Annotated in this window: 18 protein-coding genes and 1 tRNA gene; 2 read left to right on the forward strand and 17 right to left on the reverse strand. The window is 49.6% G+C overall.

The annotated features are described in order from the left end of the window. Positions 1-69: 69 nt before the first annotated feature. The 9 genes from NE473_RS18830 to NE473_RS18870 all read right to left on the reverse strand — a co-directional run bounded on the left by NE473_RS18830 (position 70) and on the right by NE473_RS18870 (position 9384). Positions 70-498, reverse strand: coding sequence for a GtrA family protein (locus NE473_RS18830; RefSeq protein WP_006774167.1), 429 nt, complete (start codon positions 496-498; stop codon positions 70-72). Positions 499-582: 84 nt separating this feature from the next. After that, positions 583-1599, reverse strand: a complete 1017-nt coding sequence (locus tag NE473_RS18835) for an FAD:protein FMN transferase (protein WP_256265359.1) — start codon at positions 1597-1599, stop codon at positions 583-585. Positions 1600-1648: 49 nt separating this feature from the next. Then, a complete protein-coding gene (locus tag NE473_RS18840; RefSeq protein ID WP_006774169.1) occupies positions 1649-2449 on the reverse strand; it encodes a sirohydrochlorin cobaltochelatase in 801 nt (266 codons plus the stop codon). A 151-nt stretch (positions 2450-2600) separates the two neighbouring features. After that, positions 2601-3791, reverse strand: coding sequence for an iron-containing alcohol dehydrogenase (locus NE473_RS18845; RefSeq protein ID WP_006774170.1), 1191 nt, complete (start codon positions 3789-3791; stop codon positions 2601-2603). Between the two features lie 129 nt (positions 3792-3920). Beyond that, complete coding sequence (locus tag NE473_RS18850; protein WP_055651806.1) at positions 3921-4865, reverse strand: LysR family transcriptional regulator; 945 nt, start codon at positions 4863-4865, stop codon at positions 3921-3923. Further along, positions 4862-5536: a redox-sensing transcriptional repressor Rex gene (locus NE473_RS18855; RefSeq protein ID WP_055651807.1), complete on the reverse strand. Its 675-nt coding sequence runs from the start codon at positions 5534-5536 to the stop codon at positions 4862-4864. The genes NE473_RS18850 and NE473_RS18855 overlap by 4 nt, the downstream gene beginning before the upstream one ends. Before the next feature lie 37 nt (positions 5537-5573). Next, positions 5574-7283 carry an ABC-ATPase domain-containing protein gene (locus tag NE473_RS18860; protein ID WP_006774173.1) on the reverse strand — a complete coding sequence of 570 codons (1710 nt, stop codon included), beginning with the start codon at positions 7281-7283 and terminating at the stop codon, positions 5574-5576. After that, positions 7280-8377 (reverse strand): tRNA preQ1(34) S-adenosylmethionine ribosyltransferase-isomerase QueA, encoded by a 1098-nt coding sequence (queA, locus tag NE473_RS18865; protein WP_022030877.1) that lies wholly within the window; start codon positions 8375-8377, stop codon positions 7280-7282. Before queA ends, NE473_RS18860 begins: the two co-directional genes overlap by 4 nt. Positions 8378-8493: 116 nt before the next feature. Continuing rightward, positions 8494-9384, reverse strand: coding sequence for a hypothetical protein (locus NE473_RS18870; RefSeq protein ID WP_055651808.1), 891 nt, complete (start codon positions 9382-9384; stop codon positions 8494-8496). Between the two features lie 115 nt (positions 9385-9499). On the opposite strand from NE473_RS18870, the gene NE473_RS18875 reads away from it, so the two are divergent. Then, positions 9500-9571, forward strand: a tRNA-Arg gene (locus tag NE473_RS18875). A 128-nt stretch (positions 9572-9699) separates the two neighbouring features. Here the strand turns inward: NE473_RS18875 and NE473_RS18880 are convergent. The 3 genes from NE473_RS18880 to NE473_RS18890 are packed head-to-tail and all read right to left on the reverse strand — an operon-like array spanning position 9700 to position 14931. Next, positions 9700-11919 carry a hypothetical protein gene (locus NE473_RS18880; protein ID WP_242866240.1) on the reverse strand — a complete coding sequence of 740 codons (2220 nt, stop codon included), beginning with the start codon at positions 11917-11919 and terminating at the stop codon, positions 9700-9702. A gap of 22 nt (positions 11920-11941) precedes the next feature. After that, the gene (locus NE473_RS18885; RefSeq protein ID WP_055651809.1) at positions 11942-13462 is read right to left on the reverse strand and encodes a subtype B tannase; all 1521 of its coding nucleotides are present in this window, start codon (positions 13460-13462) and stop codon (positions 11942-11944) included. Continuing rightward, positions 13462-14931 (reverse strand): PTS transporter subunit EIIC, encoded by a 1470-nt coding sequence (locus NE473_RS18890; RefSeq protein ID WP_055651810.1) that lies wholly within the window; start codon positions 14929-14931, stop codon positions 13462-13464. Before NE473_RS18890 ends, NE473_RS18885 begins: the two co-directional genes overlap by 1 nt. A gap of 269 nt (positions 14932-15200) precedes the next feature. On the opposite strand from NE473_RS18890, the gene NE473_RS18895 reads away from it, so the two are divergent. Continuing rightward, the gene (locus tag NE473_RS18895) at positions 15201-15932 is read left to right on the forward strand and encodes a MurR/RpiR family transcriptional regulator (RefSeq protein WP_022030976.1); all 732 of its coding nucleotides are present in this window, start codon (positions 15201-15203) and stop codon (positions 15930-15932) included. Positions 15933-16001: 69 nt separating this feature from the next. Here the strand turns inward: NE473_RS18895 and NE473_RS18900 are convergent, their stop codons facing one another. The 5 genes from NE473_RS18900 to uvrB form a co-directional block, all read right to left on the reverse strand. Next, a complete protein-coding gene (locus tag NE473_RS18900; RefSeq protein WP_256265360.1) occupies positions 16002-18128 on the reverse strand; it encodes a YhgE/Pip domain-containing protein in 2127 nt (708 codons plus the stop codon). Then, positions 18118-20370, reverse strand: coding sequence for an efflux RND transporter permease subunit (locus NE473_RS18905; RefSeq protein WP_055650102.1), 2253 nt, complete (start codon positions 20368-20370; stop codon positions 18118-18120). The genes NE473_RS18900 and NE473_RS18905 overlap by 11 nt, the downstream gene beginning before the upstream one ends. A 182-nt stretch (positions 20371-20552) precedes the next feature. Next, positions 20553-22550: a ferrous iron transport protein B gene (gene feoB, locus NE473_RS18910; RefSeq protein WP_022030979.1), complete on the reverse strand. Its 1998-nt coding sequence runs from the start codon at positions 22548-22550 to the stop codon at positions 20553-20555. After that, positions 22543-22776 (reverse strand): FeoA family protein, encoded by a 234-nt coding sequence (locus NE473_RS18915; RefSeq protein ID WP_002602399.1) that lies wholly within the window; start codon positions 22774-22776, stop codon positions 22543-22545. The genes feoB and NE473_RS18915 overlap by 8 nt, the downstream gene beginning before the upstream one ends. Before the next feature lie 194 nt (positions 22777-22970). Further along, entirely contained in the window at positions 22971-24956 is a 1986-nt protein-coding gene (gene uvrB, locus NE473_RS18920; protein ID WP_155560775.1) for an excinuclease ABC subunit UvrB, read from the reverse strand. Between the last annotated feature and the right edge of the window lie 30 nt (positions 24957-24986).

Here is a 24986-nt window from a genome sequence, read left to right on the forward strand (position 1 = left end):
TTTAGAAATCTTTTCAATCTCGTCATCGCGTTCCATATGCAGTTACCTGGCCGTACTCCGGCCAACCTTTCACAGGGATTTTTCTTCGCTCTTCCTGAATATAAAAAGTTTACTGAATACGTAGTTAACAATTACAACAATCACAGAAACTGCAATCTTGCTGATATACTCGTCCATATGAATCCATGATACCATGACAATCATAAAGACCATCTCCATCACACCCGACACGGCTCTGCACGCCACAAACGACGTGATCTCCTTCATGACATAGGCTGGACGGAGATTATAGCTCTGAAATACAAAAATCTTATTCACAATAAATGCAAACAAGACAGATACAGCCCATGCCGCCGCTGTCGCAATGCGGTAATCGATATGAACCTTTACCATGGCCGCATAGACTACCCAGTTCACCAGTGTGGTCAGCACCCCGAAGATCAGATATGAAATAACCTCGCGGTTCATAACCTTGTCCCATATTTTTTTAATCATCATACTGCTCCTGTCAGAAATACATTTCTTCTATTGTAGTATAGCGCCGGAAAAATGTAAAGCAAATCCCCGTGAATAAAGGAATCCTTAAGATTCTTTATCCAGGAACTTCTCTGCTCCCTCCGAATATACAATCTCATAGTCATCGGTAATAAACACGCCGTAGGCTCCGTCGATGGAATCAATCAGTGCCTTTCCCTTTTCCAGTCCCATGGAGAAACAGGTGGTGGAAAGACCATCCCCATCGACTGACAGATCGGAAATAATCGTAACCGATACGAGTCCGTTCTGGTATGGATACCCGTCTCTGGGGTTTAAGATATGATGGTAATTCACCCCATCCTTTACAAAATGGCGCTCATAGACACCGGACGAAACTACGGACATCCCGTCGATGTCCAGCGTTGCAATCGTCTCATTGCGGTCGGCATAGGGCTTCTGAAGGCCTACCTTAAACGGTGTTCCGTCGGGACACTTCCCGACGCAGAGCACATTGCCGCCCAGATTGATGACGGCGCTCTTCACGCCTTCCTTCACGAGATAGTCCTTCATGCGGTCCGCGATATAGCCCTTGGCGATGGCCCCTAAATCGATGGCCGTATCCGGCGAGCCGAAGGTAAGGGTGTTTCCGTTCAGCTCCAGATTCTTCCAGTTTACCTTGTCCCGGGCTTCCCTGATCTCGGAATCCGACGGAACCACATGGTCCTCCGACGAAAAATTCCACAGGGAGCTGAGCGGTTCTACAGTAATATCAAAATCACCATCCGATACTTTACTGTAATAAATTCCCTTTTCCAGCAGGGCCGCCACATCGTCTGAGACGGTCACAGTCTGCTCATCCGCCGGCCGGTGGTTCAGTTTGTATATCTCGCTTGCCTCTATGGTTCTGCTGAATATGTTCTCATAGGACCGGCACAGTTCAAGGCTGCCGTTTAAGATATCCGGATCATCCGTATCATACAGGGTCACTGTTACAAACGTATTCAGCATAAAACTGGACTTTGTAATCGGTTCTATCTTTCTGGCGCAGCCTGACAGCAGCCAGATGGAAGCAGCAGCCGTGAGACAAACCACGGCAGCCGCTGTTTTTACTTTTTTTTGCATAATTCCTGTCCTTTTCCTCGTATATGAATAGTGTCATTCTAGCAAAGGGCTATTTTAAAGTCAAGGACCGCACTGCCATTTTCGCATGTTCCAGGAAGCTCTCGCGAATCCCTTCCAGTTCTCCCAGTCCCTTCAACCGGCAGACAACGTCGTATCCCGCCGACTGAAACACGCTCTTCCAGGAGCCCTCCTCATCGCCTGCCATATCATTGTTGGCATGGTCTCCCGCCACGATCATCAGCGGCTGAAGGACAACCCGGTGCGCTCCCGTCCGGTCTACCTCCCGCTTCATATCTTCCAGGGAAGGCACCGCTTCCACAGTTCCGACATGGTACCGGCTGTATCCCTGCTTCTTAAATTCTTCGGCAAGGCGCACATAGACCTCGTTCGCGGAGTGTTCCGTACCGTGTCCCATCAGAATGATCTCCGTTCCCTCTGCATCAAACTCCTTTGTATCCTCTGCCAGAATGCGGACAAGACGCTCATAGTCAGCCTCCGAAGTGAGCAGCGGCGCTCCTACGGCCACCGCCTCAAAGGCAGCCTCATAGGGCCTCATCTCTTCCATCATGGCATCGAATTCTTCTCCGCTCATCACATGGGTAGGCTGAATCAAAACCCGCTTTATCCCCTGATTGAAAAGTCTCTCCATCGCCTCCGACACGCCGTCAACAGCGATGGAATCCCGTTTCTCCAATATCTGAATGATCACCCGGCTGGTAAAAGCCCGATGGAACTCATAATCATGAAAATGGCCTGCGATCGTCTTCTCAATCGCCTCAATGGTCTTCTTACGGCTGTCATTATAACTGGTTCCAAAGCTGACCACCAGCACTGCGTCTTCTTTTTTCATCCGTTCAGTCCTGCCCCTTCTTTTTTGATTCTCTGATACAATAACACAGATAAAAAACGCTGTCAAACAGCTTTTTCACGCACCAGAGGCGCAGGACCATACGATCCTGCGCCCCCGGCACACATTGCATTGCTAAACTGAAAGGAGATTTTTAGAAATCAACCTCTTTATCATAGTAACAACAGGTTAACAGCTTCTCCATCTCGGCCGGTGTAATCGGTCTCGGATTGGATCCGGTGCATGCATCACCGACTGCCAACTCAGCTACTGACGGTAATTTTTCATTGAACTCTTTCTCATCGATGATTCCGCCCTCATACTCTCTGATGCAGGCTGGAATATTCAGCTTCCCGTTCATGGCGCGGAGCTCTGCGATCAGCGCATCTACAAGCTCCCCGTCTGTGGAACCCTTGAGGCCAATGAATCGTGCAATCTCAGCGTAACGCTTTGCCGCTTCTGCTTCTTTTGCGTTAAACTTGATTACTTTTGGAAGATACATGGCATTGGCGCAGCCATGTACGATGTGGCCGCCGGAATAAGCGGCGCCTGTCTTATGGGCCATGGAATGAACAATGCCCAGAAGCGCATTGGAGAACGCCATCCCCGCCAGACACTGTGCATTGTGCATGCGGTCACGGGCAGCCATATCTCCATGATAGGAATCTGCTAAATCGTTATGTATCATCTTAATGGCATGCAGCGCCAGCGGATCGGTATAATCACAGTGGAGTGTAGACACATACGCTTCGATGGCGTGTGTCATGGCATCCATGCCGGTAAATGCCGTCAGCTTGGCCGGCATCGTCTCAGCCAGATCCGGATCAACAATCGCTACATCCGGAGTAATGTTGAAATCAGCCAGGGGATACTTAATGCCCTTATTATAATCCGTAATTACACTGAACGCCGTTACCTCGGTAGCGGTACCGGAAGTAGACGGAATCGCGCAGAATCTCGCCTTCGTACGGAGTGTCGGGAAGTTAAACGGAATGCAGAGTTCTTCAAATGTGGTGTCCGGGTATTCATAGAATGCCCACATCGCCTTGGCCGCATCAATCGGAGAACCTCCGCCGATCGCCACAATCCAGTCGGGACCAAACTCCCGCATCATCTCAGCGCCCTTCATAACGGTATCCACGCTGGGATCCGGTTCAACACCTTCAAATAATTTCACTTCCAGGCCGGCTTCCTTTAAATAGTCTGTTACTCTATCGAGAAAGCCAAAACGCTTCATAGAACCGCCGCCTACTACCACGATTGCCTTATTTCCCTTTAAATTTTTAAGCTCTTCAAGGGCTCCTTTTCCATGATACAGATCTCTTGGTAATGTGAATCTTGCCATAGTAAAATCCTCCTCGCCTTATTTTTATGCTGATCTCATTGTAGACTCAGGGAGGAGAAAATACAAATGTAAATTTCCATATATCAGTATATAAATATCGATATATAAATACTTATTATAGTTCTGTCATCATTGCCGGCCGCAGTCATCTTTCACCAGGTCTGCTTTCACCTGCTCCAGCTCTTCCAGAAACAGCCGCTCCCATTTCCCCATCTTATATCCGTTTCTGTAGACAAGGACATCGCGGTAACGGTGATTTCCGTCGATACACGGCTTCTCGGTCAGCCCATGCTGTGTCAGGACAGACGGAGGCATGGGGGATACCCACATATACGTGTCGGGATTTTCATGAAGAAGGCCCATCTGGGTCCCCCGCTCGAAAATATAGATCCGGTTCGCCGGTGTACTCGCCGTTGTACCGTCTGCAGCCTTCAGTTCCCGGCGGCCGGAAGCCTTGGCGTCTCCATGGGTTATCTCAATATAGGGCAGAAGATCCCCGCTCTCTATGTGCCGGGCCGAAGCCAGGGGATGGACCTGCGACATCAGGAGGCGTTCGTCATATTCCAGCAAAAGCTCCGTTTTCAGCCCGCATTCCGCAGCCTGCTTCGCGTAATACGCCTCTGCGGACGGCTTGTATCGGATAATTCCCAGTTGATACTCCCCCCGCTCCACATCGCGCAGAGTATCGGCGGAGTTCGTCTCCCGAAGCCACAGATTCATGCCCTCTTTTCGGTCAATCCGCTTCACAAACCTGGAAAATGCGCTGCTGATATAGCTGGCCCTGGGCATAGACAGGGTAAATTCCACACTGCCCGTCTTCGCAGGCTTGTAAAGCGCTTCCATCTCCTCTAGCTGCGCCAGCACGTTTCTTGCATATTCCAGAAAGATTCTGCCTCTGGCCGTGGGAACGACGCCCTTGGGCGTCCGCCTGAATATAGGCGCACCCAGGCCTTCCTCCAGAGTCTTTATGGCCTTGCTCAAATTCGGCTGATCCATGTAGAGATTTCCGGCCGCCTGCGTGATGGATCCGGTCTTTTCCACTTCCACCGCATACTCCAGTAATACCGTATTCAAACACCGTTCCCCCTTACCGCATCCTTGTCCGCTTCATAGAGATACTTCGACAGTGCCGCCAGGGACACGGCCATATTCTCATTCTGAACCAGCACGTGATCCGGCACAGTCAGATGAATCGGAGCGAAATTCCAGACAGCCTTCACGCCGCCGTTCACCAGCCTGTCGCACACCTCCTGCGCGGAATCCGCCGGAACCGTAATAATTCCGATATGGATGTTCATTCTCCGGCACAGATTTTCCAGTTTTTCCATGGGAAGTATCATCTTCTCCCCAATCTTCTGCCCTGTCTTATCCGCGTCTTCGTCAAAAGCCATGACGATTTCCACGCCATACTGCTCAAACCCGCGGTAGGACAGAAGCGCCGTTCCCAGAGAACCGGCGCCCACCAGGACGGCCTGGTTCGTATTATGGTATCCCAGAAATTCCTCAATGTCATCGATCAAATCCTTCACCACATATCCCGTCTTCGGTTTTCCCGCCGACCGCGCTACCATGGCGATGTCCTTACGGACCTGCACTTCGTTCAGCTGTAAGTCCAGCGCAATGACCGGCGCGGAGATATTGACGAGTCCCTCGCAGTCTCTGCGCTCCAGATAATGGTGATACACAGGAAGGCGTTCCAGCGTCTTTCTGGAAATCCCCCCAACCAGATGTTTTTTTTCTTCCATGACTGACCCCTTTACTAATTCAAAATCCGCCTGTTCTTCAATAGATCATGCTGCGGCAGCGATCGATGCAGGCAAATATCTCCTGGCGTCTCGGCATGCATAAATTAACCGGCAGATATCCGTCGTCCGCCAGCGCCGCAAGCCCCTCCGCTGCAACCTTCTTTTCCAGCAGGTCCACGATCTGAATCAGATTCCGCCTGCCGTCTATGAAATGCGTACCCGCATATTTTAACAGATACCCCAGAGCGGCGATCTGCTCTGTATCCGCGATCTGCTCCACAAACCGGAGTTCTATCACATCCCGGTCAAACTGCAGGCTGTCACGGCCCAGAACCTTCATTTTAAACCGTTCATCCCTGCCTCCGGTCTTAAGCTTCTTCGGTATCCGCCCAAAAGAAACCGGTGTTAACGGAAGTGACCGTACGCCCTCCCCGAATCCGGCCGCGGCCTCCTTCGCCTCTCCAGTCACTTCCTTCGGTACATAGCAGTCCATCTGTATAACACGGTCCGCTACATGGAAGTAAGCGCCGGAGCTTCCGGCTACCAGAATCGTGGAGATTCCCTGCTCGTCGTAAAGCGCCCTGACCCGCTCCACAAACGGTGTAATCGGTTCCTTATCCCGGTGCACCACCATCTGCATCAGCTCGTCCCGTATCATGAAATTCGTCGCGCTGGTATCCTCATCCACCAGAAACGTCTTCGCTCCGCTCTCCATCGCTTCCACCACACCGGCCGCCTGTGACGTACTTCCGCTGGCATCCTCGGTACAGAACCGTTTCGTGTCACGTAAATCCGGCAGATTCTGAATAAACAGGGAAATATCCACGTTCTTAACGCTCCGTCCATCCTCCGCACGCAGCTTCACCGCCGATGCCTCTGTGACGACGTACTCTCTCCCATCACCGGCGATATGGTTATACACTCCCGATTCCAGGGCCGAAAGCAGCGTGGATTTCCCATGGTAACCGCCGCCCACAATCAGAGTCACGCCTTTGGGGATTCCCATCCCCTTAATCTCCCCTGCGTTAGGAAGCTTCATCACCACTTCCATCGAGGCCGGAGAGGAAAATGGAACCGCCTTCGCCATCGGCCGGTCCGATACACCGGATTCTCTCGGCAAAACAGACCCGTTCGCCACAAAGGCGGCAAGTCCCATCTCAGACAGCAGCCTTCTCGCTTCCTCCTGGTCTTCCGCCAGTTCAGAGACAGCTTTCACCTTCGCCTTTTCTCCCGCCGGATAGTTTTTATAAAAACAGGTTCCCGCCACACACTCCGGCAGAAATTCGAACAGAATCTTAATCAGTTCCCCGGAATTAATCGTTCTTCCATTCGCCGGGAATCCGACCTCCATGCGGATCAGTATGCTTCCGTCCCCGGGATCCACTTCACATGCAGTTCTCTCCAGTATCTCCTGGCCGCACCGGCTGACCGCGATCAGCCCGCTCTTTCCTGAGCCTCTCGCCTTAAAATTATACCGTTCCACCTGGGCGCCGAACTTACGCAGCAGGAAATCCTGCAGTGCTGTACGCTTGTAACCCGGACGATAGGATTCTCCCGGAAAACAGGCCTTCTTTCCTTCCACACGGATGCTGACCCTGGATGGGGATGCAAACGGATCGCCCTGTACATGGTCGATGCTTAAGGTAAAGTCCGGAAACCGGTATACTCCCTTCGCTCCCTTGTAGGCAGGATACCCCTTCCGGTCAACAGAGCGGAGAAACTGTCTTAAATCTTCTGCTGATTTCATCTTTCCGTCCTCTCTCCGGTCTCCTTCCCGGTCTGATCTCCATCATCGGAAGACACTCCCTCATGGAGGTCAGTGATAAACATGGCGTCCCCAAAACTGAAGAAACGGTACCGCTCCCTGATGGCTTCCTCATAAGCGTTTAACACGTGCTCCCTGCCTGCAAGCGCTGAAACCAGCATAACGAGAGTGGATTCCGGAAGATGGAAATTTGTTATGAGACAGTCCAGTGTCTTAAACCGGTATCCCGGATAGATAAAAATCTCAGTCCAGCCGCTCCCCGCCTTCAGCACGCCGTCATCCGAGGAGGCAGACTCGACGGTACGGCAGCTGGTGGTCCCCACACAGACAATCCGCCCTCCGTTTTTCTTTGTATCGTTTACCTTCTTCGCTTCCGCCTCGTCCACGATATAGAATTCGGAATGCATGTGGTGGTCTTCGATCTCGTCCACCTTGACCGGGCGAAATGTGCCGAGTCCCACATGAAGCGTCACATGGGCGATCACAACGCCCATGGCCTCGATCTCCGCCAGAAGCTCCTTTGTAAAGTGAAGTCCCGCCGTAGGGGCCGCAGCCGATCCCTCATGCTTCGCATAAACAGTCTGGTAACGGGTCTGATCCTTTAACTGGTGGGTGATGTAAGGCGGAAGCGGCATCTGTCCCAGTCTGTCGAGAATTTCCTCGAAAATCCCCTCATAGGAAAACTGAATCAGACGGTTCCCTTCATCTACGATATCCACCACCGTACCCGTCAGCAGCCCTTCGCCAAAGGTAATGACCGTACCGATCTTTGCCTTTTTCCCAGGCTTTACCAGGGTCTCCCAGATATCATTCTCACGCCTTTTGAGGAGCAGGATCTCGATCTTCGCCTCGGTGCCTTCCTTTACCCCAAACAGTCTGGCCGGGATGACCTTCGTGTCATTGATGACAAGACAGTCTCCCTTTCTCAAGTAGGAAAGAATATCGCGGAATGTCCGGTGTTCGATTTCACCCGTCTTTTTATCCAGCACAAGAAGCCTGGAAGACGAACGGTCCTCCAGCGGATCCTGCGCAATCAGCTCCTGCGGCAGTTCAAAGTTAAAATCCTTTACATTCATGTCTCTTCTCCTTTATTCTGTTGAAAAATGCTTCTCTGCACGGTGCCACGCAGAGAAGCATCTGTTGTTATGTATGTTTTGTCGTTTCTTTCCTGATCAGTTTATTTCCTGATACTTTAATTCCCGTTGTCCATGCCTTCATTTCCACTGTCTGCGCCTTCGTCGCCGCTGTCAGTTACGCCGTTACCATCAACCGTCACTTCATTTCCGGGAACTGTAACCGATCCTTCGCCATCAGTACCTTCACTAAGACCGTTTTCTTCGCTCTCTCCTCCGCCCGTCTGCTCTTCGCCGTTCATCAGCGTGTTATAGACAGCCAGAAGATTGGAATCCGTTTCCAGCGCGGCCCGCAGGCTTACATTTACTTCTTCCGCCATACGCTGTACGGCCTCCGACTCATTTACCCTGGCCATGTACGCCCCTTCTTCCGGAGTGACCTCCGCCATCATATGCCAGCTTCCGTCCGCGCCCCGCTTCACAAAGCAGGCAAACAGGCTGGGAGCCACGGTATCCGACTGGCGGAACTTAATATTAAACCGGGTGTAGACTACCAGTGAATGTTCCACAGGGCCGTTTACGCTGTAGCAGGCAATATCGCTGTAGCTCTGATAGTATTTTACTTCTTCCTCCATCCGCAGGCTTTCTTCCCTCAGTTCCTCCGGTGAAGCACTGTCTCCATATACATCTGCAAGACCGTTGATATCACAGGTCCTTCTCGCCTTAAAATAAGCCTCCATCAGGCTACGGATCTCATCTCCTGCCTCTTCCAGATGATATACGGTGTCCTCTGTGTCCCCTGCCTTCTCTTCTTCTGTCGTTTCCGCCGTCCCAATTTCCATCTGTGAACTATCTGCCGTCGAGTCTCCCTCTTCCCCCTGCGGCCTGTCTGCCGCAACGATAACGATAATCAGGATAATCACTACAAGCGGAATCACCATGAACTTTAAATACCGGACGGTTTCTTCATCTGCAAGACGTTTTTTTAAGTTTTCTAACAAGTCCTTCATACGGGCCTTAACCTCCTGGAGATTCAATCTCCGTTTTATTCTAACAAACTATGATATAAAAATCAATAAAAATAGACTTGCAATTCATAAGAAAATATAGTAGAATATGAAAGATGCATCTGTAGCTCAGTGGATAGAGCAGTGGCCTCCGGAGCTGCGTGCGTAGGTTCGATTCCTATCAGGTGCATTCCTGTTAATTACGGAAAACAGGCTGGATCCCTTTATTTCTTTTGGTATCCAGCCTGTTTTTATTTACAAAAAGAGCGGTCCGCCTCGCAAAACCGCTTTTTTCATCCTCTTACCCAATCTGATCACTTACTGCCTGTAGGTATCTGCATTTGCCGCGTCAACTGCTTCCCACATTCCATCGGGAAAACCGTCTCTGAGCCAGGGCCACCAGTTATCGCTGCCCTCTGCTTCCGGCGCGCTCCAGTCAGGATAGCGGCCATCGCTGCCGTATTCAAAGTGATACCCCTTGTCCAGTCCATTCCACGATGCATGCATATCATCAGCATTGGTCAGCCAGCCGCGTTCTATTCCTTCCACCCACGGCCACATGGAATGTGCCACCCAGTAATCATGACCAAAGTTATAGTTTTTAAATTTCTCGTAAAAATCATCCGTCTGCGGGAACGCATATCCGGCCGCCGGTTTTAATCCATTTGCTCTCGCCTCCGCAGGCGTCATCTGCACACCGCGCAGGTCATTCCCGTCCCATCCGGTCAAAATGATTTTGTTAAAAGTAATATTTTCCCCATTAACCGTCTTTGTCTCCGTTCTGTAAGTCTTGGAGCCGTCTTCATTTTCTATTACAGATGTTGTATCATAGATAACCGCCTGATCCCAGAGGCGGATATTCAAATCCTGTGCTCCGGCTGCGTCATATAAGGCGGCGGCATCGGCCGAGTCCACAAGACAGCCTCCATTTTCTTCCGAATAATACGCTTTGGTTCCATCTTCATTTTCAATATAAAGTGCATACTCAAAGCCATGCATCAGCTGGCTCCAGTCTGTAAGCGTATCTTCATCAAAGCCGTAAAACTGGTAAACAAGCACCGCTCCGTTGGGATTCAGCCCGCCATGCTGTACCTGGTAGACATATAGCGACGCTATGTCATAACTCTGTGTGAACGCTTCTTCTGCTGCATCATCTGCGCCGGAAACCGCAGCCCGGTCCACAGAAATGACCATATTAGTATAAACTGGCGTAAATGCCATTTGAACATAGGGAACAGCGATTTGTGTCTCCCTGCTGTCACTGTAAACATAATACTCCGAGTCTGGCACCAGCCTTTGTTCATCACCGTATTGGCTGTACAGCGTTACGGTGACATCCGAAGCCGTCAGCGCCGACGCATCCACACCTTCCGGCCATGTGATATAAAAATCATCCTGCTTCGTATCACACAAAATCGGTTTTCCTTCATAATCAGCTCCGATCCACGTCCAGGCTATCCCATTCCCGGTCCCGGCGTTCCGCCCTGTCTCAGCCAGAGTACGCTTTTCGGCCCCCGTGTCTTCATAATCATAAACATTTATATAATCAGCCAGGGTGATGCGTGCTTTATCGGAAGCATCTCTTCCGTAAACGTAATAACACACGCGGAATGTGGAATCCGGAACCGGAAGCCCCTGATAAGTCAGCCCGCTTACTGTCAGATTAAAATAATACTGTCCATTACCATTTCCGCCAAATGCGGTCCAGTCAGGGCCGCCTTCACTGTACACTTCTGATTCGCTGCCTCTTACCTTGGTACGCGTAAACAATTTTTCCACTTCCGTCTCGTCAAAATGGAACTCATACCGTCCCTCAGACCACACAGCTTCATCAAGCCTGACAACCGGATCTGTAAATTCGTCCACGCAATAACCGTCTCCAGCTGTCATTGCCAGCGTCACAGCCTCAGTATTCACATCATCAATTACGGTTTCTTCAGGCATTGTCAGATTAAAGTATGCAACGGCGCCGGTCACCGCTGCCGCTCCAGAGGTATTTGCCGCCACCACACCTTCGGAAGCGTCAAGGGTAATATCCAGTTCCGGAATCGTATAACTCCCCACATTTACCTTGGCCGCCTGTTTCTCCGGCTGAACATACATTGCAACAGTCCCTCCAGCGGTGAATCCCTGAATCGCCGAGGCATCTAATGTAATTTCCATTGACGTCCCGTTTTCGTTTACGGATTCCACCATGGCCACCCCGCTGTTCGTAAAGACTGCATTACCAGACTGTGTGACAAACCAGTCCGTCACATCCTCTCCGCTGGCAGCGTCAAATGCGCCCTTTGTTGCTTTCAATGTAATAGTCAGGCTTTCGTCTCCGCTCGTCAGCTTCACAGAGTCCCCCGATCGTTCAAATACCAGTTCAGAGGTATCCAGTTCACGATTCTCCACATCAACCGTCTCGGCGGCTGAATCGGCTGATGCCGCTTCTTTCTTCCCTTGATCAGAGGAAGTACTGCATGCAGTCATCGCCAGGATCAAAGTCCCGGCAATAACAGCCATTATTTTAACGCCAAAAATATTCTTCTCCACTGTATTCTCCGTCCTTTTCTTGTTATCTGCAGATGGTGTCAATCCATGTGAATAATTCCTGTAAATCATAATCTCCGCTGTGAGGAAGCCCCCAGGGCAGGAGAAAGTCTACATCATACCCTTTATTTTTAAGAAGAAGGGCTAAAATAACCGGAATTGCAAAAGATGTATCCCGGTCGAATGACCCGTGACGGATCCGCCAGTGTTTTGCCGTATCTGCCTTTCCAATGTACTTTGTAGGATTGAGCATACGAATAAGCTGCTCGGGAGCCATCTCCGCCTCCGTCTCCGTATATTCCATGGAAAATTCCGAAAAATGCCTGGCTTCCATATCCATCGAACCAAATTCCTCATTTTCGGGACTCTTAAGATCTGTCGCGTCAAAGGCGGGGGCCGGTTTCATCCGGGTAATCTCTTTCATATAAGCCTTCCAGTCCAGCCCGACCACTCTTTCTCCCAGAATTTTCAGGGCCGGAAATGTATTAACAGCGCTTCCTGGCGCTGAAAGCCCTGATAAGTGATTGGCTGTTTCATGGAATGCAAGCTCTCTGCCGGCAGATTTTAAAATTTCTCCCTTGATGTATTCCAGAAAGCTTCCCTCCCCATTTTCATCCAGATTCAGACTGTTTCCATTTTCATCTTTCAGTTTCAGGCTGTTTAGGTATGCCGGAAACAGTTTTTGCAGTTTCCCTGACAGCTCCATCTGCCTGTCCGTCATAGTTCCATCTTCCTGGATCCGGACTATCCCATGTTCTGTCTTCTTATGGCGTGTACGGCAGTAATCGCGGATATCGCCAAACTGCCATTCATAGGCCGAATCGGAATTTTCCAGATTATGAATCGGACAGTAGCAGTTCGCTGCAAAAACATCGTCACGTTCATCTGCTGCACCGATTTCCTTCAGATAAGGGACGTAATCCCGGCTGTTTCCGGTTGCGCCAGCCAGTGCAGACAACGCTCCGCCTGCACTGGTCCCGCTGGTGATGATCCGTTCCGTATTTCCGGGAATCAGACCTCGGTTATGGCGTATATACCGGATGACCGCCTTCATATCAACAATCAAAGCCGGTGCTTTACCTACCATTTTCCCATTATCCTGTCCGGTATCATCGACTTTCCCTCCCTCAAAAAACTCTGTACTTTTCATTCCCGAGGTTCTTCCGCGCACACCGCCGGAAACTACTACACAGCCGTGCTCCAGCGCTGCAAATATGGAATTGGGCATTCCCGTTCTGATATTCAGTCCCGGCTCTTCCGCCGGCCCCGGCAGATAGCCGCCAACCGTATTGGGTACGAAGATTGGAGCGGTAAGCTTCGTATATCCGCTGATCATTCCCCCCCGGTCATACACCTCCGGAACAAATATATTCAGCTTCTGGACAGGATCAGCCGGCCGTTCACAGTATACAATTCCAAGATAAGCTCTGCAGGTGATTTTTTTACCAGCCGCTTCATACGTTCTGGTCTCACCTCTCTCTGCATCAAATTTTAAGTTGTCATTCATTTTTATTTTCTCTTCATATTCTTTATAGTCCTGCTTCATTACAGAAGCTTCTTCGCCTTGTCGTTATTATAGATCACCAGTTCCGCAGCAAATGCAAAGATACAGCCTGCCGCTACACCGATACAGTACTTGATCAAATCCGTTGTACCACTCGCTGCGCTTACGAAGTTGGGGAAGGAAAACAGCCCGCTGCCGCCAAACATATAGATCCTGGTTCCCAGAAGTCCCAATACAGCACCGCCTACACAGCCTGATAAAATATTTAAGTATAATTCTTTTTTAAGCGGAATTAATACCGAATACATCAAAGGTTCTCCCACTCCGCAAATCTGGGACAGCGTTCCCGGAAGCGCTAAGTCCATGACCTTCTGATTCTTATGACGAGCTGCCGCCAAACAGATTGCTATTCCCTGCGCCATACCGATCATCGGTCCGATGCTGCCGCATGCCAGCATGTAATCAAAGCCCTGAACAGCAATCGTGGAAAGCCCCAGAGAGATAATAACCCAGTGCAGTCCAAACATAACGAGGATACCAAAACCTCCGCCGATTAAGGCGCCTGCAATAATTCCGCCGACAACCGGAATATTGTAAAGAAACGTAACGAACATTGCAATCACGCCACAGATGCCCATGGAAACTGGTCCAATCACCAGGTATGTAAACACTACGGTTACCAGCAGAACGATAACCGGTGTCAGAATTCCCCTGATAGCTGCCGGAAGACTCTTTTTCAGCGCCTTCTCAAGCTTTGCCGCTACGTATACCGCAATAATGATTGGAATCACACTGGAAGTGTATCCGCTTCCAGGCATGACGATGGGAATTCCCAGAAATGTATTATAATAGCTCATTTCAAACGCAGTGCCTGCAAAAATAGTTCCGGCAACCGCCAGATTGGAAGCAATATTGACCATACTGGGGTAGACCAGAGTTGCACCAATAGCGGCACCGAGTATTTCATTCATTTTAAACTTACGTGCGGCCGTAAATCCGAGTATAATTGGCAGAAAATAGTAGAAACCATCACCAATCGAATACAAAAGCATATAAAGACCACTTGTATCGCTGACCCACCCCAGGGTCAGTGTAAGGGCAATCAGTCCCTTGATAATACCAGCTGCCGCCAAAACGTGTAAAGTTGGGGCCAGAACACCGGATATCGTATCCATCAGCCGATTGATTACTCCAGACTTCTTCTTGGGGCCCACCCCTTCATCCGATGATGCATCCTCTTCGACCACTCCGCCGCCATTAATCCCTGTCTGTTTTATAATGGACTCATAGACTGACTCGACTTTATTGCCAATAACGACCTGATACTGGCTTCCTGAATTGATGACTTTCAGGATACCTTCGGTTTTTGAGAGTACTTCTGTCTTTGCCTTACCGTAGTCCGCCAGATCAAAGCGCAGTCTCGTCATACAGTGTGTAAGACCCTTGATGTTTTGTTTTCCCCCAACGAGCCGGACAATTTCTCCGGGCAAAGTTTCATAGTTAACTGCCATTCCATCTTCCTCCTTGTTTTAAATAATTTATTTATTATTTATTTACTTTATGAATATATTATACATTATTATCCGTATTTTAAAATACTTGTTTTGCATAAATATTTTATTTATTTTTGTGCATTTTATCCAAATATTTTATTTGATGCTATTATAAAACTTTGGTTTATAGAAGTGATTTTTATTCTATAATATGGTAATATAATTGTATCATTAAAATTGAATGGATTAAAAATGATTTGAACAAACTGAAAGGAATGATAAATTTCATGAATGTCATTCAGATTATGGAACAGAAAAAAACAGAATTTACCCCCAATGACCAGCTTATTTATCAGAAAATATCTAAAGATCCCGGCAAAATCGTTCAGATGACTACCAGTGCGCTGTCTGACGCCTGTGGTGTCTCTCAGCCCGCTCTCACAAGATTTGTAAAAGGGCTCGGTTACACCCGGTATCAGGATTTCCGTGCAGATCTTATCGCATGGCTTGCCGAACAGAGGACACAACAGATGCCGGACTGTGAACACTTAGAATATTTTTCAGTTATGAACCAGCTTCTGAGAGAAGCAGAAAAAATACTTACAGATTCTTATATGCGCAGCCTTGCCTGCTATATCAATCAATTCAACAGGGTATTTACCACTGGTGTTTCTAAGAGTTTTCAGCCCGCCTCTCTTCTGGAAACACTTATGATGAAAACAGGACGTTTCTTTCACGCGGTCCCCAATGATAATATCTCTGAGCTTAGCGATTCAATGATGGAAAATGATCTTCTTATCGTCTTCTCCGTGAGTGCCAAACACTCTCTCCTGAAATCGCTGTCCAGTTCCACAGGGAAAATTATGCTCGTCACAGTCACCAGTTCCCATCCTTATCAGGAACTGATTGACCGTCAGGTTTTACTGCCTTATATTCCACCAACACCAGAAGAAAGTGCGGTGTCTCCGGTTTTATTCGATATGTTCGTCGAGATACTCTGCCGATATCTGACGCATTGAACAATACAAAAGCCTTCTAACCCTGACGCTCATCAGGTTAGAAGGCTTTTTACGCTCTGTTTCCGGCTGCTATTTCTTAAAAAATCCGGTAACCGTATCCCATATTTTCACAAACACATTTACAATTCTCTGCCACAGACCGACGTTCTGTGCAGCCGGTTCGATATCAACCGCGTTTGTATTCACATCTTCTTCGCTGATCTCCTCCGTGCGCAGAATAACCTGGATGCTGGCCGGAGACGGGTTCTTATCCGATGTAAAGGAAATCATGGACCGGGACGGATCCATTTCCAGCAGATTCGTGTCATCCTCGATCTTATCCAGTTCCTCTTTTACGCTGGTTCTCAAGTCCTCGTTGGCGTCCTTTAATTTCCCGCTGGTTCCACTGGTGTCCGCAGCCTTTTCCAGAATATCAATCAACCCGTCCAGAGTCTGTTTCGTACCGTTTTCCACGGCGCTTCGGTTGGCCTTCGCCGTGTTCTGTACACTTCTTAACAGCGTAATCAGCTGGCTCGTACCGGAACTCATCTGATCGAGAGAGGCTGCCATATCATCGAGCATCAGGTCAAAACCGGCCTTATCTTCATTAACGGTTCTGTTTAAATCGTTGATGTCACCGATCAGCGTCTCGATCCGTCCCATAATGGAACCAATCTCACCGGCTGCATCCCTGCTGCTCTCCAGGCCGTCATTCAGGCGGACTCCGGACAGCGTGCGCTCCAAATCGCTCACAAGCCCCTGAAGACCGGATACCACAGGAAGAAGAGCCTTGGCGGCGGCCGCCAGCTTTGAAAGGCCGGCCGCGTCTCCCAGGCCGTTTCCGTTCATCGCATCCAGCTGGCTGCGAAGACGATCCACAGCGTCAGAACCGGCAACGGATTCCAAATCGTCCAGGATGCCGTACGTTTCCTCCAGTAAATCGTTCAGAGTTTCCTGCTGCTCCGCCAAGTCCTCCTCATCCAGTTCTGCCGGCATTCCTCCTGCTGTCTGAAGAATGTTCTGAAGGATTTCACTGATCTCTTCCAGCTTATCATCGACCACCTGCAGATGATCCAGGATTTCATCCCTGTTGGAGCTGTTTAAATCGTTCCGCAAATCCCCCAGGGAATCTTCCAGATCACTGAGTTTTCCAGCCAGATCAAAGAAATCATTGCCGGAACTTCTCAGCGTCTTCACGATGGCATTGATTCTCGTATTGATTTCATCCAGAGACTGCTTATTCGTATTAATATCAGGAGCCAGCTGGCTGATCTTTTCATTGACAGCCTCTAAGCTGTCCAGGCTGTTATCCGCGTTGGCGGTGATTTCGTCCTTTGACGCATCAAACCCGGCTCTCGCCTTCTGCAAATCCTCCAGGCCCGCCTGTGCCACATTCATGCCGCCGCTGATCCGGTCCAGTGTATCCAGAATTTCATTCATACCATCCAGCAGCTTGTCGGTGGAATTACCCACCGTGTCCTTTACCTCTTTGATATCGGTGATCTCACTCATCTGGTCCAGCGTTCCGGGAATCATCATCATAATCAGACCCATGGACTCGAAATCCGTCGTGCTGATACCGATGTGAAAGGTCTTCTCCTCTCCCGGCACTGCGGCAAAAATTACCACTTTATACGTTCCCAGCGCCTGTGTCTGGGAGCCGGGTGCCTCCACGGCATTGACATCTTCCATGTTAACCATGGTTGCCACCTGAAGCAGCATATTATTCCGGTAATACTCCCTCGCGTTCTTATTCGGAATGCAGTGGACCTCCATTTCCACAAGCCCGTTGGCATGAACCAGATCCTTTGCTTCCTTTGGAATGCCGTTCAGCTTATAGGAAACGTCAAAATCCCATGGAAGAACCACCTCATCGTTGTCTAACTGGCACTCGTAGTAAAACCGCTCCTTGGAATTCTCCGGAAGCTGCCAGGTGACAGAGTCCCCGTTTATCACAGGTTCCGCGTAATTGGACATATTGGTGACATCTTTGTAATTCCCGTAATCCGTAAATGTCCGAAGGCCGTTTAAGGAAACTCCCTTTACCACACTGCTGTCCACCCGGTTTCCATAATGATCGAGATTCACATACAGAGCCTCATCCGCAGCCACCGCGGGCGGTCCGGCAAGGGCGCTCCCCGCCATGGACATGCCGAGCATCGAACTGATCAGGGCGGCGGCGGTAATCCTGTATCTGATTTTTCTTCTATTTCTCATGTTCCTTCACCTCATTCTCAAGATTCTTTGACGGCGGTTCCTTTTGCGGTTCCGTTTTCATCTGCTCCATTTTCTGTTTCATCTGTTCCTTCAAATCCCGGTTTTTCTGCCTCGCCGCAAGACGCGCTTCCTCCAGCCTGATTTTCTTTGCCTCTTCCTTCATGAGCAGCGGGTCCGCCATGGTAAGAAGCACCGGCAACAGAAACAGCACCATCAGAACACTGATTAAAGCCCCTCGCCCGATCAGATGACCAAGACCGCCGATTGCCGCCACAGAGGAGACAAAGTATAAGCCATACCCTGCAATCGTTAAAATCGTTCCCGACGTCAATATGGAAAGGGCGCTCCGCGATACGGTATGCTTAATCGCCCGTGCCTTTTCCGGATACGTTCTTCTCGCATCCATGTAATTATTCGTCATCAGTATGGAGTAATCCACCGTAGCCCCCAGCTGCAGGCAGCTGACGATAATGTATCCCATATACAGCATGCTTTCACCCGTGAAATACGGGACAGCCATATTGAAGAAGACTGCCACCTCGATAGGGATCAGGACGACAACTGGAATAATCAGCGATTTAAACGATATCAGCACCACCAGCCCCACGCCGAGGATTGACAGCAGATTGACGAAACTGTAGTCTGCCGTAATAATCGATTTGATATCCTGTGTAGAAGGGATCACTCCCGTTATATAGGAATCCTCCGGATAATAGCTTTTTACAATGGAGGTAATCTCATTGGCGCACTGAAACGCAAAATCGCTCTCATCCGAGGTCTTCACATAGATCATAATTCTGCTGTAATTTTCCGTATGCAGCAGGCTCGTTGCGCTCTTTGGAATGATTTTTTCCGGTATTCCCTCCGGTATGGTGCCCGCCAGGGAGGTGACTGATTTTACGTAGTATAAATCGTCCAGTGCATCCGTTAAATCCTTCTCCTTCACCATGCTGGTATTGGGTACCACGGCCAGAATCAGATTGCTCTTTCCGAAACGCCCGTTGATCTGCTGCTCATCTTCATACACCTTCGTTCCGGGGCTGGATCCCAGCGCGCTGTTTCCAAATGTAAAAGAATTCATATTCTGCGCCGTAAATGCAGGAATCACAAATAAAAGCACCACGCCTAAAACCACATACCGGACCTTATAGACTGTCTGGCCCAGGCCATGGAAGGACGGCATAAAGGATTTATGCTCCGTCCGCTTAATCCTGTCTCCCCATCGAAGCAGAAGGGACGGCATCAAAAACAGCACGGTAATCAGACTGACCACGATTCCCTTGGCCAGAACGAATCCCAGATCCTTTCCTATGCTGAAACGCATCAGCATCAGAACAATAAATCCGATAATCGTAGTTGCGCCGCTGGCCAGAATAGAGGGCAGAGATTTATGTATGGCATTGGTAACAGCGGTAACGGGGTCATTTCCCTTCGCCCGTTCCTTTGTAAACATATCCAGCAGGAATACCGAGTAATCCATGGCTACAGCCAGCTGCAGAATCGAGGCCACGCTGAAGGTCAGAAATGAAATGGTCCCCAGAATCAGGTTGGTCCCCATATTGATGATAATGGCAATCCCCATGACCATCAAAAACATGACCGGTTCAAACCACGATGTGGTAGTGAGGCACAGAATGACAGCAATCATCACCACTCCCAGTGCCATTGCAATGCTGATCTCCCGCATCAGCGTCTCATTTAAGGATTTATTCTGTACCGCGGAACCCATGAAATAGCCTTTGTCTCCGGTAAGGGTCTGCATCTCATTGATGGCTGATTTCGTCAGACTGCTGGAATCGCCTTCCTCGAATATGATATCCATCACCGCGTAATCATCTTTATAATAATCCTGGATATCATCGTAATTGATAAAAATGTTGGCATTGTATACATCCGTGGTTGTATCTGCCCACATGACCATATCCACGCCGTCAATCTCCGCGATCCGGTCCTTATAGGCCTTTGCCTCATACAGCGTCACCGGCCCCACCATCACCCGGGCGGTTCCCGGATAACCGAATTCCTCCTCCATCCGGTTTAAGCCTTCCTTGGCAGGCGCCCAGTCAGGCAGATATTCGCTCAAATCGTAATTTACATGCACAAAACAGGCAGATATCACCGAAAGAATCACCGCAACGGCAAAAATCTTCTCGATCCATCTGCCTTTCTGTACAATCACATCGACCATACTAAAACGCTTTTTCTGTCTTTTCTCTCTTGTTTTTCTCGTTTTCACAGCCATCACCCTTTTCCAATCTTTACGATCTTAACAATAATACCTTTTCCCCTTTTTGTAATTATACAATTTATTTAAGTTGGATGGTTTTTAGACAAAAACAGAAATATGTCTAAAAAGAGAATCTCCATATATAAAAACGCCCGAACGGCAAATTCGTTCGGGCGTTTAAACTGATATCAGATGAATCAAAAGAGTAAGCTGCCGATCTGGAACACCAGCACCGCGGCTCCCCAGGCAGTCAGAAGCTGAAACAGAACCATCCCCAGTGTCCACCTTGTGGAACCGGTCTCCTTTCGTATGGTTGCCACCGCAGCGATGCACGGAGAATACAGCAGGCAGAAAATCATCAGCGCATACGCATTGACACCGTTAAAGCCAATCGACGACAGGATGCCGGACAGCTGATTCATACCGCCGGCCGAATTGATATTTCCAATTCCAAACAGGACGGAGAAGCTGGATACCACAACCTCCTTAGCCGACAGACCGGAAATCAGCGCTACCGCAATTCTCCAGTCCCCAAGCCCCGCAGGATTCAGCACCGGTACTAACACCCTGCCGATCATGGCTGCAAAGCTTCCTGAAACGTCATCCACAAAGCCGGAGGGCCCGCTGTTTAACACAAACCACAGGACGATGGAAGCCAGGAATATGGTGGTTCCCGCCTTGCTTAAATAATCCTTCACCTTATCCCATACATAGATTGCCACCGTGCGCATATTGGGTGTCTTATACTCGGGCAGCTCAATCAGCAGTGTATCCTCTTCCCCAGCCTTCGACATCCGGTGTGTCACATGGGCCACCGCAATGGCGACAACCAGTCCGATTAAATACAGGGAATAGGCCACAATCAGTGCGTGCTGCGGGAAAAACATCTCCGCAAACAGCACATAGATAGGCAGTCTGGCGGAACACGACATAAACGGTGTGATCAGAATAGTCCTTCTTCTGTCCTTTTCACTCGGCAGAGCTCTGGCCGCCATAACGGCAGGCACCGTACAGCCAAATCCCAGCAGCATGGGCAGAAACGCCTTGCCGGAAAGTCCAACCCGTCCCATGGTCTCATTCATCACGTAGGCAACTCTGGCCATATAGCCGCTGTCCTCCAGAAATGCCAGCGCAAGAAACAGGATAAAGATATTGGGAAGGAATGTCAGGATTCCGCCAACACCGGCCACAATTCCATCTACAACCAGGGAGGTAATCCACTCCGATGCATGAATACTCTGAAGAAGATACAGCGTACTGCCTGAGAGCCAGTCGAGTCCGACTTCAAAATATCCCTTCAGGAAATCACCGACCGTAAAGGTCAGAAAGAAGACCATTGCCATGATCCCCAGGAAGATAGGGATTCCCCAGACCGGATGAGTCAGGTATTCATCAATCTTATCGGTCGATGCCGCCTTGGACTCCTTGTTAACCAGACACTCCTTTATAATCTCCTCTATGTAATCGTATTTCTGATTGATGATCTCCTTCTCATAGTTATGGTCAATGATGTTATTTAAGTCCACCGGATGGTCATTCCAGACGGTCTCATCGTATTCCATAAACTTGATGGCATGCCACCGCAAATTATCCATGTCTCCGTAGTGAGCCTTAAGTACCGTCTCCACCTTGGATATCTTGTTTTCAATCCGGGGCGTATATTTGACCACCGTGCCCTGTGGGCCTTCCTCGTAGTGATGGACCACCGCATGCATCAGCACATCCAGACCGGTCCGCTTTCTTGCCGATACCGGTACTACCGGAATGGAGCCGAGCATCTCCGGAAGACGGTGAAGATCGATCTCCATACCGCGGTCCTCCACGATATCCATCATATTCAATGCCAGAATTACCGGTTTCTTCAGTTCCAGCAGCTGAAGCGTCAGGTAGAGATTCCGCTCCAGCGAGGAGGCATCCACCACATTGATGATGACGTCGACTTCTCCATCCTCAATACACTTCCTTGTGACCTTCTCCTCAATGGTATAGGAGGTAAGGCTGTAGATTCCCGGTGTGTCGATGACACGGATCGGCCGGCCCTTATAGCTGGTCTCTCCTTCCACCCGCTCCACCGTAACACCCGGCCAGTTTGCCACTTTCAGTTTTGCTCCTGTAAAGGCGTTAAACAGTGTCGTCTTACCACAGTTCGGATTCCCAACAAACCCTACATTAATTACTTTATTCTCATCACTCATGGTCTGCGGCCTCCCTGATCTCAATTCCCTCTGATATTCTGCGCCCTAACGCCAGACGGGTTCCCCTTACTTTTATAATCACGGTCCCGCTGCCTTTTTTATTCATCAGGGTTACCGGCGTCATCTCGTTGACGCCGAGGGCTTCCAGCCGCCTCGTAATCGTGTCGTCCACCATTACGCTGTAGACAATATATGTCTTACCTATTTCGCCTTCGTGCAGTTTCATTCTGTTCTCCTCCGGACTGCCGTTTCATTCGTCTCCCCCTGTTTCAGGGCAATGGAAAACCCAGGCCTCACAATCGTCGGCCCGGGCACCTTCTGTATTCCGGCGTCCATAGAAATTCTACACTTATTGAGAATTATTGTCAATATCAAATAATGCTGACTTTCTATGATTTGCGCATTGTTTTACTGTTTTATTTACTCGTCCAGTTCCTGGAGCATCTTTTTCACTTCCACCATACGGTCACGCAGCCTTGCCGCCTCCTCGAAGTTCAGCTCCGCAGCCGCCTGATGCATCTTCTTCGTCAATTCCTTTGCCAGTTTTTCCAGTTCCTTCGCATCCATGGATTCCGGATCCTTCTCAAAGGACTTCTTGTCCTCGATCGCTGCCTTCGATATGGCAATCAAATCGCGGACAGACTTCTTGATGGTCGTTGGTGTGATTCCGTGCTCTTCATTATACTGCTGCTGAATCGCGCGCCTTCGATTCGTCTCCTCAATCGCCACCCGCATGGAATCCGTGATGGAGTCCGCGTACATAATAACGTGACCCTCTGAGTTACGCGCCGCACGTCCCACCGTCTGAATCAGAGACGTCTCCGAGCGGAGGAATCCCTCTTTATCCGCGTCGAGAATCGCCACCAGCGTAATCTCCGGTATATCGAGCCCCTCCCGCAGCAGGTTGATTCCGACCAGAACATCGAAGACGTCAAGACGCATATCACGGATAATCTCCGAGCGTTCCAGCGTATCAATATCAGAGTGAAGATACTTCACCCGGATACCAATCTCTCTCATGTAATCTGTCAAGTCCTCCGCCATACGTTTCGTCAGAGTTGTAATAAGAATCTTATGCTTATTGGCAACCTCCTTGTTGACCTCCGAAACGAGATCATCGATCTGGCCTTCCACCGGCCGCACCTCAATCTCGGGATCCAAAAGTCCTGTAGGACGGATAATCTGTTCTACCCTCAGCATCTCATGGTTTGCCTCGTACACGGAAGGCGTAGCCGACACAAACATCATCTGGTCGATCTTCGACTCAAATTCTTCAAAATTCAGCGGCCTATTGTCCAGAGCGGAGGGAAGCCGGAATCCATAGTTTACCAGAGTCGTCTTCCTGGACCGGTCTCCCGCAAACATTCCGCGAACCTGAGGCAGCGTTATATGGGACTCGTCCACAATGATCAGAAAATCATCGGGGAAGTAATCAATCAGCGTACATGGCGGCTCTCCAGGCAGGGACCCGGTCAAATGTCTGGAATAGTTCTCAATTCCGGAGCAGAACCCTGTCTCCCGCATCATTTCCACATCAAAATTCGTCCGCTCCGAGATTCTCTGGGCCTCCAGCAGTTTGTCCTCGCTCTTAAAATAAGCCACCTGCTCCTTCAGCTCCGCAAGAATCGTCTGAGTCGCAAGCTCCATCTTTTCTTTTGAAACCACGTAGTGGGATGCCGGGAAGATCGCAATGTGTCCCAATTCCACCTTTCCTTCACCGGTAAGGGAATCAATCTCTGTAATCCGTTCCACCTCATCCCCGAAGAACTCCACCCGGTAAGCATCTCCGCCTGAGTATGCCGGATAAATCTCCAGCACATCGCCTCTTACCCGGAAACTGCCTCGCTTAAAATCCATATCATTCCGTGTATACTGGATGTCGATAAGCTTGTGAATCACCTCGTCTCTGTCTTTTTCCATACCCGGACGCAGGGAAATCACCATCTCCTTATAGTCGATGGGGCTGCCCAGGCCGTAAATACAGGACACTGAAGCAACGATGATCACATCCTCCCGCTCGGAAAGTGCAGCCGTAGCGGAGTGACGCAGCTTGTCGATCTCATCATTGATGGCTGAATCCTTTTCAATGTAAGTGTCCGTTGAGGGGACATAGGCTTCCGGCTGGTAGTAATCGTAATAGCTCACAAAATACTCCACCGCATTCTCCGGGAAATATTCCTTAAACTCGCTGTAGAGCTGTGCGGCAAGGGTTTTGTTGTGGGCAATGATGAGGGTAGGCTTCTGGATTCGCTGGATGACATTTGCCATGGTGAAGGTCTTTCCAGAGCCCGTAACCCCTAGTAAAGTCTGGAATTGGTTGCCTTCCTGGAAGCCCTTTACAAGGGCTTCAATCGCCTGCGGCTGGTCGCCGGTGGGCTGGTATTCTGAGTGTAATTTGAACTCCATTTTCGCTTTTTCCTTCCTTGGTGACCACTT

It is taken from the genome of Hungatella sp. SL.1.14 (assembly GCF_024460495.1).
GTDB classification, from domain to species: Bacteria; Bacillota; Clostridia; order Lachnospirales; family Lachnospiraceae; genus Hungatella; species Hungatella hathewayi.